Origin of the sequence: Pseudoalteromonas haloplanktis ATCC 14393 (assembly GCF_000238355.1) — a bacterium.
In the GTDB taxonomy this organism is placed as follows: Bacteria; Pseudomonadota; Gammaproteobacteria; order Enterobacterales; family Alteromonadaceae; genus Pseudoalteromonas; species Pseudoalteromonas haloplanktis.
In genome coordinates, this window is the sequence record NZ_AHCA01000008.1 from 59,676 (window position 1) to 72,837 (window position 13,162).

Annotated in this window: 11 protein-coding genes; 7 read left to right on the forward strand and 4 right to left on the reverse strand. The window is 40.7% G+C overall.

Annotated elements, in window-relative coordinates; all coding sequences use genetic code 11:
- Positions 1-50: 50 nt before the first annotated feature.
- Positions 51-1,619, forward strand: a complete 1,569-nt coding sequence (locus tag PHAL_RS0114960) for a tryptophan halogenase family protein (RefSeq protein ID WP_016709235.1) — start codon at positions 51-53, stop codon at positions 1,617-1,619.
- A gap of 21 nt (positions 1,620-1,640) precedes the next feature.
- Complete coding sequence (locus PHAL_RS0114965) at positions 1,641-2,360, forward strand: SapC family protein (protein WP_232321816.1); 720 nt, start codon at positions 1,641-1,643, stop codon at positions 2,358-2,360.
- Between the two features lie 289 nt (positions 2,361-2,649).
- Here PHAL_RS0114965 and PHAL_RS0114970 read toward each other — a convergent pair whose 3' ends face one another.
- From PHAL_RS0114970 to PHAL_RS0114985, 4 genes are all read right to left on the reverse strand, one after another.
- Positions 2,650-2,946: a type II toxin-antitoxin system RelE/ParE family toxin gene (locus PHAL_RS0114970; RefSeq protein ID WP_016709237.1), complete on the reverse strand. Its 297-nt coding sequence runs from the start codon at positions 2,944-2,946 to the stop codon at positions 2,650-2,652.
- Between the two features lie 7 nt (positions 2,947-2,953).
- Positions 2,954-3,196: a type II toxin-antitoxin system Phd/YefM family antitoxin gene (locus PHAL_RS0114975; RefSeq protein ID WP_016709238.1), complete on the reverse strand. Its 243-nt coding sequence runs from the start codon at positions 3,194-3,196 to the stop codon at positions 2,954-2,956.
- A gap of 737 nt (positions 3,197-3,933) precedes the next feature.
- Complete coding sequence (locus PHAL_RS0114980) at positions 3,934-4,548, reverse strand: GntR family transcriptional regulator (protein ID WP_016709239.1); 615 nt, start codon at positions 4,546-4,548, stop codon at positions 3,934-3,936.
- Between the two features lie 106 nt (positions 4,549-4,654).
- Complete coding sequence (locus PHAL_RS0114985; RefSeq protein ID WP_016709240.1) at positions 4,655-6,991, reverse strand: beta-galactosidase; 2,337 nt, start codon at positions 6,989-6,991, stop codon at positions 4,655-4,657.
- 320 nt (positions 6,992-7,311) lie between these two features.
- On the opposite strand from PHAL_RS0114985, the gene PHAL_RS0114990 reads away from it, so the two are divergent.
- From PHAL_RS0114990 to galK, 5 genes are read left to right on the forward strand one after another with little or no spacing between them, the layout of a single operon-like run.
- A complete protein-coding gene (locus tag PHAL_RS0114990; protein WP_016709241.1) occupies positions 7,312-8,907 on the forward strand; it encodes an MFS transporter in 1,596 nt (531 codons plus the stop codon).
- Positions 8,904-9,842 (forward strand): sugar kinase, encoded by a 939-nt coding sequence (locus tag PHAL_RS0114995; RefSeq protein ID WP_016709242.1) that lies wholly within the window; start codon positions 8,904-8,906, stop codon positions 9,840-9,842. Before PHAL_RS0114990 ends, PHAL_RS0114995 begins: the two co-directional genes overlap by 4 nt.
- A 9-nt stretch (positions 9,843-9,851) precedes the next feature.
- Complete coding sequence (locus PHAL_RS0115000) at positions 9,852-10,940, forward strand: glycoside hydrolase family 117 protein (RefSeq protein WP_016709243.1); 1,089 nt, start codon at positions 9,852-9,854, stop codon at positions 10,938-10,940.
- Between the two features lie 11 nt (positions 10,941-10,951).
- Positions 10,952-12,007 (forward strand): UDP-glucose--hexose-1-phosphate uridylyltransferase, encoded by a 1,056-nt coding sequence (locus PHAL_RS0115005; protein WP_016709244.1) that lies wholly within the window; start codon positions 10,952-10,954, stop codon positions 12,005-12,007.
- The gene (gene galK / locus PHAL_RS0115010; RefSeq protein WP_016709245.1) at positions 12,004-13,158 is read left to right on the forward strand and encodes a galactokinase; all 1,155 of its coding nucleotides are present in this window, start codon (positions 12,004-12,006) and stop codon (positions 13,156-13,158) included. Before PHAL_RS0115005 ends, galK begins: the two co-directional genes overlap by 4 nt.
- Positions 13,159-13,162 lie beyond the last annotated feature (4 nt).

The window sequence follows — 13,162 nt, forward strand, 5'->3', positions numbered from 1 at the left end:
TACAGGCCTTGCTCTTTTTAGATTTGCTCTATAGCAATAAAGAGGTTGCTATGAATAATCACTTACAATCAATTGTGGTTGTTGGCGGTGGAACAGCAGGCTGGTTAAGTGCTGGGATCATCGCCGCTTACTTACAAAAACACCATAGTCTTAATTATAAAATTACCTTAGTAGAATCATCAGATATCCCAACTGTGGGAGTAGGAGAAGGGACTTGGCCTACCATGCGACGTACATTACAAAATATGGGCGTTGATGAAGCCGATTTTATTAACCAATGTAATGTGTCGTTTAAGCAAGGCGCAAAATTTGCAAAGTGGCATACAGGTAAAGAAGACGACTTTTATTACCATCCACTGATGATGCCGCAATGCTTTAATGACACAGATTTATCCTCTGCGTGGCTTAACTTACACACGCAACCAAATGGGCAACTACAACCCAGCTTTGCCAATTACGTATGCCCCCAACAGGCATTATGCGAACATAATCTCGCACCCAAATTAATTACAACCGCACAATACAGTGCTGTTGCCAATTACGCCTATCATTTAGATGCAGGGCGATTTGCTACTTTCTTAAAAAACCACTGTGTTAATAAACTTAATGTAACGCATGTAGTCAGTACGATTGAAGCGGTAAATAATCATAAAAATGGTGATATAGCTTCATTGAGTTTGGACAACAACACGACGTTGGCTGGTGATCTATTTATTGATTGCAGCGGTTTTAAATCATTACTACTGGGTGATAATCTCAAAGTCGGGTTTAAATCATGTAAAGATGTATTGTTTGCTGACAGCGCACTGGCTGTGCATGTTCCTTATGATGAAAATCAACCCATCAGCTCTCATACTATTTCTACTGCACAAAGCGCTGGTTGGATTTGGGACATTGGCCTACAAACGCGCCGTGGAGTAGGGCATGTGTATTCCAGCCGTCATATCAGTGAGCAAGAGGCAAAAAACCAGTTGTGTGACTATTTAAATATAGCCCAGCAAGATAGAGCCTCTCTCGCAGTTAAAAAAGTTACTTTTGAGCCAGGCCATAGAGAAAAATTTTGGCATAAAAACTGTGTTGCAGTTGGGTTATCGGCGGGGTTTTTAGAGCCATTGGAAGCATCTGCATTACTGTTGGTCGAAATATCAGCTAACTTCATTGCCGAGCAATTACCAGCAAACCGACAAGTTATGGATATCACAGCGGCGCGATTTAATCGTACCTTTAGCTACCGTTGGCAGCGAATTATCGACTTTTTAAAATTGCATTATATGCTCAGTAAACGCACCGACAGCGAGTTTTGGCTGCAACATTGCGCTGTTCAAAGTATTCCTCAAAGTTTGCAAGATAGCCTCGCAATTTGGCAAACACATGTCCCTAATGACAGCCATTTTGACTATTCCGTTGAGGTTTTTCCCGCCGCAAGCTACCAATATGTTTTGTATGGCATGGGCTTTAAAACCGCGATTACACATTATGGTAATAATCCACACTACCATAAAAAAGCGCACAGTTTAGTCATTAAAAATGCCAAAGATACGGCCTTATTAGTTAATAAATTACCGGGTAATCGGACATTGTTAGATCAAATAAAACAGTTTGGTTTAGCTGCAATTTAGCGCGTTTAAATGAGCAATTATATGATGAAAAAAGCAACTTTATTGGATAAAAAAATACACGCAAACCTGTTTATAAACACGTCGGTCGGGCATGAGTTTGGCGATAATATTAACTATATTCCGATTGTGGCAGATGAGCTTAAGCAGCTGGTGTTAGATTACCCTGTGTATTTTATGAAAAACTCTCAAACAGGTCAGTTTGAATTGTTTGCCTTAACGGGGTTTACAGTCGGACAGAACTTGTTTGTACATCAAGGTGAATGGCGAGCACAGCATATACCGCTGCACATTAAGCGCCAACCGTTTAAGTTAGGTCTGCGTGATAATTCGCTTACAGAGGCTACAGATAACGATTTAGCTGTTCTGATAGACCAGGAACATCCGCGAGTAAACAGAGACACCGGTGAGCGAATTTTTGATGAGCAGGGAGAGCCCAGCGCCTACTTAAATAGTGTGTGTGAGCAATTAATGACACTGATGCACGGGAATAAGCGCACTAATGCATTTATCAATACCTTGTTACAACATGAGTTGATAGAAGCCGTACAACTGAGCCTTACTCAACATGGCGAAAAGCAAACCTATACTGGTTTATACGCGATTAATGAACAGGCATTGGCCGAACTTAGCACAGAAGCACTTAAGTCATTACACGAAATGGGTTATCTACAAGCCTGTTATATGATCATTGCCGCCACAGGACATATACAGAAGTTATTAAACTGGCAGAGCGAAGCTTAAAATTGCAGATGTTAGATTAGAGGCCGTTTTGAGCGAAACCGGATAGTGATAAATTATGAAGTCAAAATTTGATTCCATTGGCTCAGAAATCATAGTTAAAAAAGTGATCTCATAACGTGAATCTCCAAAAAGAAATGGGGTTATATACAGCTGTCTGTGATTTGTCCAATATTACTGATCTCTACCACTTTGGTGTATTTTTGCATTTGTAAAACATTAGGCAAAGTTAACTATTTGTTTACCAATGTAGAATTTAACCCTAACTTCAAGTGTTAGGATTAATTATCCACTACAAATGGTTTTGTGGCAGTTGTGATTGAGAGAGTACAGCTACAATCAAAATGAAGCCATCTTCTTTGGTAAAGTAAGTTATGTGCTTACCTACAGGAAAGTAGAACCCGTTGGAGTAAATATCATCACAACCTTTACCAACAGTTGGATTGTCAGCAAGCATTTGAAATCCAGTTAGCAATATATCTTTGTAGATACGCCACTGCTTCTCAGAAAAATTATTAATGGTGTAGCTTTTGATTTTTCGCAAATGAGATTGAGTTAATTTACTTAATTTGTATTTATTCTTCTGCATTACTGAATTACAAAGCCTGTAAAAAGTCTTCGCCATCAACTACGTTATCTTGTGCTAAATCTTGTTTAGCAGATTCAAAGCAATGTTTAAGGTAGTCAGCTTTCATCGCTTCTAGTTCTTCGTAATCTTTAATAGACATGACTACTACAGCGTCTTTACTGTTTTTGCTGATCTTTATTGGTGTACGTTGGGCATTAAGAAGTAACTCACCAAAGTTACGTTTTGCGTCATTTGCTGTTAACGTGTGCATGGGTATTCTCCAAATTTGGAATTACAATATAATTATAGTCGATCGTGTTAAATGTTCAATCTGATTAAATCGTGCGATTTGAGCGAAAGGTAAACTAATCCGGTAGCCGGAGGTCTCCTCCAGCCTCCACACCATCCATCATGCGCTTTTTACTTATAGGAAGTGCAATGGGTGGTTCATTTCCCGTAATGAATATTGATCCAAATATCTCTCAATGGCACTAAACCTTGTGAAGCTAAGTAGTCATTGCCTAGTGCAATATTAATTCCTTTTGTTTTGAGCTTCTATAAGGGCCTTCGCTTTCAAGTGCCTACTGTTGGTATTAGTGATACCACATACTATGGCTAGTCGCTCGCTGACACCCAATTCCATTAAACTGCGCAGGGCTATTCCTTTGTAAATAGTGCCATTGTCGCAAGTAGCACATTCTTATTCTACGGCGGCTCCAGTGCTATACATCCACTGTTAACTGATTGGCGTTGGCTATTAGGTAATAGTGTCCTTAGCCGCGTAAATACTTTTGGGTCTAGAATCTTTATTACTCTTAAGCGCAGCGCCCCTTAAACTCTTTGTGATTAATGCTTAAATGGCGTTTTTGCTCTGGATTTAATGACTTACAAGCTTTTGTATACGGCAAATAATAGAGCGCTATGCAGGTTTTTCGATTCGGGTATTAGCTGGTTTTAAAACTAAAAAGCCGCTTTGCAGCGGCTTTGTTAAGCATAAAATTTATTTCTTTATTTGATATTGTGTTTAATCGCTTTAATTGCAGTTGCACTGTCTTGCGCTTTTAGGGCTTCAAGGATGGCGCGGTGTTCATTAACGCATTCAGAGCTTGAGGTTATGCGCTTGTAATTTAAACGCATACGCATAACATACGGATACCAAATATTAACCAGCTCTTCGCCACCAGCTTGGTAAATTAAGTATTGGTGAAACGAAATATCGATTTTAGTTACTTCTGTATAGTCTTCACGTTCTAGTGCATCTTGCAGTGCTGTGAGAATATCTTCTAAGTCCGCTATATTCTGCTCAGTCAAATTGCCGTTTAGCTCTGTTACCGCATATTCTTCAATGCTGCGGCGTAGTTTGATCATTAACTTTTGCAGTTTAGGATCAAGTACGCTGTTTACTGAAGCACCACAGTTATTTCGTGAAATCAATAAACCTTCTTTCGTCAATTGCAGTATTACATCACGAATAGGGCCACGGGATAGGCCAAAACGTTCTGCTAACTCTTTTTCATTTAATTTAGTTTGTGGGGGCATCTCACCAGAAATAATATCTGAACGTAGCTGTTCAGCTATTTGATCTTTTACAGATAAAATTTTTGTTGGTTTAGTTGCGGCCATATTTTTTCCTACGTTTATTTTATGCTTTGTTTTTCTTTACTTAGTGTATATAAAAAAAAGCGAATGGTCTATTGTCAACACATTACAATAGACCACTATTTAAGCTTTATTTCTTAAATCGTCGCTCGTACATTTCATTATTCACAGTTTTTGCTGCTTCAACCATTTCAGTATAAGGGCGATCAGTGACTGTAATGAAACCAACGTTATAGTTCTCTCCATCATAAGCACGCCCAGTAATAGGCGAGTCTATGTATTGGAACCAATGAGCGCCAATAAAGTATGGGTTGTCAAAGACTGAACGCATATAGTCAGTGTACATTTTTGCGCGGTCTTGTTGATCAGCGGCATGAATAAGCCCTGGGTGGAACAAGCCAGAGTCTAATGCGCCAACATGGAATTCACCAATAATAGTCGGCTTATCAAATTCACTTAAGAATTCCCATTTTTTAGGCTTGATGCCTTCTTTGTATGCATTAAAACTGATCACGTCAACATGCTTTGCTGATGCTCTAACGACTTCAATGGGCATGCCCCAATCAGGAAAACGCGCGCCTAAATACAAGTGATTAGGTAAATGTTTATCCATTGCCGCATCAACTACACTAAAGTATTTGTCGGCGTAGGCGGTTAACATGATTGAAAAGTCAGCAAGTTGATCGTTGTTTTTAACATCTACTTTTACGCCTTTATCAAACTCCTCCCATGAGGCTAAATTTAAATGCCACACTTGATTGAGTTGATTAATATCAGTGTATTTTTGCTTCATTAAGCGAGAAAACTCAGCTTTTGTCGGCACTGTTGCTGCGTCTCTGCCCAGCGTGTTGATCACAATCCCATAATGGCTCTGTACAGAGTCAGGGCGACCAAAGCTTTTTTCGTTATCAATAAACACGCCCACTGCCCAAGGTGAGTTTTTAACCTCTTTTGCGACGTTCTCTACGGTAATATCTGCACGCTCTGCAAAATGGGGGTCAAATACGTCAGGCATTGCTCCCCAAAAATCATTACCACTTGAAACGGTTTTAAAGTCACCTATGATCCAGCCATTAGCAAAGTAGGGCACTTGTTGATTATCGTAGTAACTTGGATCTGTCCAATTCCCTAGTGAGGTGAAGCCCCAGGTTATCATGCGTTGCAGAGTAACTTCGCGCCACTTTTGCATAAAGTCGCTATTATTTTGGCCGTATTTACGCTCAAGGTTGGCAGAATAAAAGCTGTAGGTTTCGCCGTGCGCAAGTGGACCTGAATGGGCGCTTTTACGATAGCCATAGTGCTTACCCATTGGCTCATCATAACTTGGTAACCATTCAAACAAATCTTTACGTACTTGTGATGCGACAAAGCGACTTGGTAGTGCTTCTTTGTTAACTCGGTTTAACCCTTTGGAATCTTCAGGTGTTAAGCCCGATTCATTGGCGCTTTTAAAGAGAGACTGATCAAAGTCATAACCTGTTAATGTAGTTGAGTTGGCAAGACGAATAATATCTAAACCGGTTGCCAAATAAAGGTAACCATCTGGGTCGACTAACGACCATTTACCATTGTGTTTTGCTGTTCTAAAGTAGCCCGTGCCCTCTAGTTTTGGCCCTTGTGCCCAACCACCAAAGCGCGAGCGATCTGCCGGTCGTTGTGCTATTAATTGTTTGGCTTCTTGTTGTTTGTCGGTAATTAACTCATCAACTGAATGTACTTTATAAGCGAAATCTTGCTTAGCATTTTGGCCAAATTTATCAACAATATGCGTTAAAAATTGAGTATCAAACTCAGGGTTCGTACGTAAATCAATAGATTTAATTTGCAACGCTTTATCATGCAGTGCACTTTGTACACTCAATGAAATTTTGGTGATGCCTTTCAGATTTAAGTTCTTTTTACCCCACATTGAGATAAATTGAGTTTCGTCTGACTGCCAGGTAGCAGGGTTCGAGCGTAATCCTGAGGTAAAGTTAAGCTCTACACTTTCATCACCATCAGGAGTTGCTAGGTCATGGCCATCTAGCTTTGCATAATATGTATGAAAGTCACCAATAGGCACATTGACTGTACGGGTGTAATTGGCACCGTCAATGTCAGAGATATCTAAGTATACTTGTACGGAATGCTGGCCAGGGTTTGCAAGCTCAAATGCGATATTAAAATCTTTGAACTGGCTCCAGTCCCATGGCGTATCGGGAATAAAGGTGACACCTGAATAAAGGTTTTGCTCTGAATTAAACGCAATATTTAAAATATTATCGTTATTAGTGACCTGAGCACCGCTGGTTTTTATTTTAACCGCTGTGTCAGCCGTATGCTGGGCATCATCTAATAAGTGCAACAGGGTCGAGCTGCTGCTGGTTGCTTTCGCTGCCACGGGATCTGACACGTTATTAGTCTGTTGATTACACCCTGTGAGGGCGAGTACCAGTGCTGTTACTGCTAGATTTTTTTTATATTTCATTATAGTCCAACCTTTTTAACAATTTAACACACCATACACGAAAAAAAACAAATTGAAAATTGTTAACAAAGTGCAATTTGTGTAATTGTCCATTTCTACACTTAAATTATTGATATTAAAAACTTTAAAGATTTACAAAAATTTTGCTTCCCAGTGTGAAAACAGAGTTTTTTAAAAATATATGTTGCATGCGAGTTAATTATGAAATAACCTCGAATGAATTACTCATGGTTAATTGTTAACAATTTTAAAGGGCTTCCTTAATTGTTAATTTTTGAATTAATACACACAATGATAACAACAAAATTGGATAAAGATGTATGAATGGTAGCAACCGTAATGTGTTCTTTTTTGCCTTGGTCGTCGCCTTTGGCGGTTTTATCTTTGGTTTAGATGCTGCTTTGATCTCAGGAACGGTACGTTTTGTATCTGCTGAATTTAACTTAACGGATATACAAATTGGTACAGTCGTCAGTGCTCCTGGTTTTGGGGTGTTATTTGCACTGCTGATCACCGGTTATATATGCAATGTGTTTGGTCGTAAGAATACACTCATTGGCATTGCATTCATTTATATTTTCTCTGCGATATCTTCGGTTTTAGCGCCGAGCTATGAAGCGTTGGTCATTGCGCGTTTTATTGGTGGTTTAGCGTTTACCTCTTTATCTGTTGCAGCCATGTATATCGGTGAAGTATCGCCTGCTAAATACCGTGGCAAACTGGTTTCTATGATTCAAATAAATATTGTGGTGGGTTTATCGGCAGCTTATTTTGCTAACTATTTATTAGTTGAGCTATCACAAAGTAGTTATCAGTGGGTCAGCACCTACGCTATGCAAGAAAATTTATGGCGCTGGATGCTCGGGGTAGAAGTGATTCCGGCTCTACTTTGGTTTTTATTGTTATTTACTATTCCACAAAGCCCGCGTTGGTTGGTGATGAAAGGCAACGAAACTCGAGCAAAAGCGGTACTGTTACGATTAACTAAAAATAGCACGTTGGCCGATGAGCAACTGCAAACTATAAAAACAAGTTTAATTGATTACTCAGACACAAGCAGCTATTTAGCATCTTTTAAACAGCTACTTGATAGCCGCGTTCGTGCTGCGGTGATTATTGCATTAACTATTGCGCTGGTTCAGCAAGTAACGGGCATAAATGCGATTATGTTCTACGCACCAACAGTATTTGAGCAACTAGGCATAGGCACTGATGCGGCGTTTTTAAACGCAGTGTTAATTGGCTTAGTGAGTATTGTTTTTACTGTTGTGGCGATTTTATTAATAGATAAATTGGGCCGCAGACCTTTAGTCATTGGTGGCTTAGCAACGGCGACCGTGAGTTTATTCATGTGCTATATCGGCTTTAGCCAAGCTGAATATAGTTTATCAGCGCAACATATTGCGGAATTCTCGAGCTTAAATACAGTCAGTGGCTTAGATCAGTTGATTGGTCAGGTATATCACAGTGATGTTGAGTTTAAACAAGCATTAGCCACGGTGTTTTCAGCATCCCAACTACAAGGGTTTGAAAGTGATTTAATTCAACGTGCCGCAACGATTAATGCGCCGCTTATATCATTTGGTATTGCCGGTTTTATTGCTGCGTTTCACTTTTCAATAGGCCCAATTATGTGGGTGATTTTTTCTGAAATATTCCCAACCCGTATTCGCGGTGTTGCCATTCCAACGTTTGCGTTTATTGCCAGTGTTGTGAGCTATTTAGTACAGCAGTTTTTCCCTTGGCAATTAAATAACTTTGGCGCGGCGAATATCTTTTTGTTCTACAGCATTAGCGGTGTAATTGGCTTTATATTGCTTTATAAAATTATGCCTGAGACAAAAAACAAATCGATAGAAGAAATTGAAGAGCAGTTAGCGGGTGTATCAGCAAAAAAAGCATTGGAGGGCGCGTGAGTACCTTATTAGCCATTGGTGAATGCATGGTTGAACTTGTGCCTAAAGGGGTGAGTGAATGTCAGCAGTCTTTTGCCGGAGATACCTATAACGCATTAGTGTATGCCAAACGTTTTGCAGAGCAATTAAATTGTGAGCTTTTCAGCGCCGTTGGTGAGGATATTCTAAGCATTAATATGCTTAAAAAGTGGCAGCAAGAAGGGGTCGGTAGCAAACAGGTGATCAAAACTCCCGACCATAATGTGGGTATCTATGCCATCTCGACTGATCAGCATGGAGAGCGTAGCTTTGACTATTGGCGTAATCAGTCTGCTGCGAAACACATGATGGAGTTATATGCCAAACAACCGTTTGATTTTGGTTTAGGCAAAAATGATTGGGTATTTTTTAGTGGTATAAGCCTTGCCATTTTAGAGGATGATTCAAAGCAACAGTTAGTTGATTTATTAACTAAATTAAAAGCGCAAGGGTGCATTATTGCGTTTGATCCTAATTACCGTGCGCGTATGTGGCAATCAAAAGCGCATGCAATTGAGTGGTTAGAGCGCGCCTACCAAATCAGTGATGTGGTGTTACCTGGGCTTGATGATCACTACACTTTATTCGGCCATACCGATGCGAATGATATTGTTGATTATTGCCAACAGTTTGCAATTGATGAAGTGGTGATTAAAGCCGGTAGTAAAGGCATGCAGGTGTTTTGCCAAAATACCTTGAGTGCGCAATGTGCATTTAATCCTGCACCACAACAAGTTGATAGCACAGCAGCAGGAGATTCGTTTGCAGGTACCTATCTAGCCGCAAGAATGACGCAGCACGAACCACAAGTCGCTTTACAAATGGCTGATAAAGTTGCTTCCCAGGTGGTGCAACATCAAGGTGCCATTTTACCTTTTGACGTTTACCAAGCGCTTAATTTAAGCAGTGCAAAGTAAGGAATAAATATGTCTGACAATCAACAAAAATTGAGTTTAGCAAGCCTGCGAGCAATTGAACGCGGCTATGATCAAAAAGGCCCGCAGTGGTTAACAGAGTTTGATGTAACCCAATTAAAAGGTGACTTTGCTTATCAAGAAGGCGTGATCCGCCGTGATCCATCATCAGTTTTGTATATTGAGGGTGTTTATCATTGTTGGTACACCAAAGGCGAAGGTGAAACGTTAGGTTTTAATGCGAATGACCCAGAAGCAAAAGTATTCCCTTGGGATTTGACCGAAGTATGGCATGCCACTTCAAAAGATAGCATTACGTGGCAAGAGCAAGGCGTAGCGATTGCCCGTGGTAAAGCTGGTCAATACGATGATAGAGCTGTATTTACGCCGGAAGTTTTTGCTCATTTAGGAAAATACTATTTAGTGTATCAAACCGTTGAAACACCTTATAGCAATCGCCAGTACGAGCATATTGCCATTGCACAGTCAGACTCACCTTATGGGCCATGGCAAAAGTCTCCTGCGCCTATTGTCAGTCCAAGTAAAGATGGTGTGTGGTCAGGTGACGAAGATAACCGCTTTGCAGTGAGCAAAAAAGGCAGTTTTGATAGCCATAAAGTGCACGATCCGTGCTTAGTGTTTTTCCAAAATAAATTTTACCTGTATTACAAAGGTGAAACCCAAGGGGAGGGCATGAATTTTGGTGGCCGTGAAATAAAACATGGCGTTGCTATCGCTGACAATGTGTTAGGTCCCTATGTTAAATCTGAATACAACCCTATCTCGAACAGTGGCCACGAAGTCGTTGTGTGGAATTTTAGAGGCGGTATTGCCAGCTTACTAACGACCGATGGCCCTGAAAAAAATACCATTCAATTTGCTAAAGACGGTATTAATTTTGAAATCATGGCACATATCAAAGGTGGCCCGGAGGCCATTGGTTTATATCGCCCAGTAAAAGGCTTTGATGAAAACCCAGCGCCAGGAATAAGCTGGGGACTTTGCCATAAATACGATGCCAGCTGGAACTGGAACTACATTTGCCGATTTACACCACGTAAACAAGTGCTTGATGCGGGCACATTTCAAAATAGTAACTAAGGTTTGCAGTAATGAGTAATCAAAACAATCAATTTGATCCGACAGAACATCCACATCGTCGTTTTAATCCCTTATTGGGCGAGTCGGTGTTGGTATCGCCGCACCGTGCTAAACGTCCTTGGCAAGGCCAAGAAGAAAGCGTTGATCATGAAGTAAAACCGGCCTATGACGAAAATTGCTTTTTATGTAAAGGTAACACGCGCATCAATGGTGAAGTAAACCCAGATTATGAGGGAACCTTTGTATTTACTAATGACTTTGCTGCACTGCGTGAAGATGTGCCAAAGGCAAGCAAAAGTGATCCGTTATTTAGCATGCAAACAGAGCGCGGTACAGCACGGGTTATTTGTTTTTCACCGGATCATTCAAAAACCCTGCCTGAGCTCTCGATCAGTGAAATCACTAATGTAGTAGATACTTGGCAGCAGCAATGTGCAGAGCTTTCGCAAACCTACCGTTGGGTTCAAGTGTTTGAGAATAAAGGCGCTGTAATGGGGTGTTCAAATCCGCACCCGCATGGACAAATTTGGGCGCAAGATCAACTCCCTAGTTTAGTTGAGCGTAAACACCATAATTTACAAAAGTACTATCAGCAACATGGCAGTAATTTATTATTGGATTACGCCAACCGCGAGTTTGCATTAGATGAACGTGTTGTCTGTGCTAATGAAGACTGGCTAGTGGTTGTGCCATATTGGGCTGCATGGCCTTTTGAAACCCTATTATTACCGCGTTTTGCAATTACAAGAATGACTCAGTTAACAAGCGCGCAGCAGATCAGCCTCGCTGAGATGATCAAACAAATTACCGTTAAATACGATAATTTATTTCAATGTTCATTCGCCTATTCAATGGGGTGGCATGGTGCGCCATATGATGATCACGATGACTCATTTTGGCAACTGCATGGTCAGTTTTTCCCGCCATTGTTGCGCTCTGCCACGGTGAAAAAATTTATGGTGGGGTATGAAATGATGGCTGAAGCACAGCGTGATATAACGCCAGAACAAGCGGCCACTATTTTAAAACAACAATCACTCACGCATTATAAAGAGGTGAATGCATGAACATTGAAAGCACTGTGCGCAGCGCATTTTTAAAACACTTTACGCGTGATGCTGACTTTGTTGTGAAGGCACCAGGTCGTGTAAATTTAATTGGTGAACACACCGATTATAACGATGGTTTTGTACTGCCTTGTGCCATTGAATACGCCACTTATATTGCCGTTGCCCCGCGTACTGATTCAACTGTAAATGTATTAGCCCTTGATTGTAATAATGAAGTTGACAGCTTTAGCGTAGGCCAAGAACTCGCTCATCATCAAACTCAAAGCTGGAGTAATTATGTGCGCGGGGTGGTTGATGAATTACAAAAACGCGGGCATCAATTAACGGGCTGCGATATTTGTATTACCGGTAATGTGCCGCAAGGTGCAGGGCTTAGCTCATCGGCTGCACTGGAAGTGGGGATTGCTTACGCGTTTAACCATTTATGCGATTTGTTTATTGAACGTAAAGAGATCGCCAAAATTGGTCAAGCGGCTGAGAACAATTTTGTAGGCTGTAACTGCGGCATTATGGATCAGCTTATTTCTGCGTGCGGTCAACAAGGTCAAGCGCTGGGAATTGATTGCCAGTCTTTAGACTTAATTGAAGTGAGCATTAATGAAGGCATGACCATCATGATGATCAATTCAAATGTAAAACGTGGTTTAGTTGATAGCGAATACAACTTACGCCGTGAGCAATGCTATGCCGGTGCCGAGGCGTTTTCAAAGCCAAGCTTACGTCATGTTTCAATTGAAGAATATGAAGCAAATAAGGCGCAGCTTGACCCCCAAGTTGCGAAGCGCGTTGAGCACATAGTGTATGAAAATGCGCGTACATTAGCTGCGATGCAAGCATTTACTGATAACGATATTGGTCGATTAAGTAAATTAATGGCACAAAGCCATGCATCGATGCGTGACTTATTTGAGATCACCACAGTGCAAATAGACACGTTAGTTGAAATTATCGATAACGTACTTGGTGATAAAGGTGGTGTGCGTATGACCGGTGGTGGTTTTGGTGGTTGTGTTGTGGCATTTGTACCTAACGTTATGGTGGCAGAAGTAACGGCAGCTATTGAATCTCAGTATCAGCAAAAAACGGGTATAAAAGAAAGTATTTATACCAGCCTCCCAGCATCTGGTGTATCAGTAATAAGAGCATAAGGAT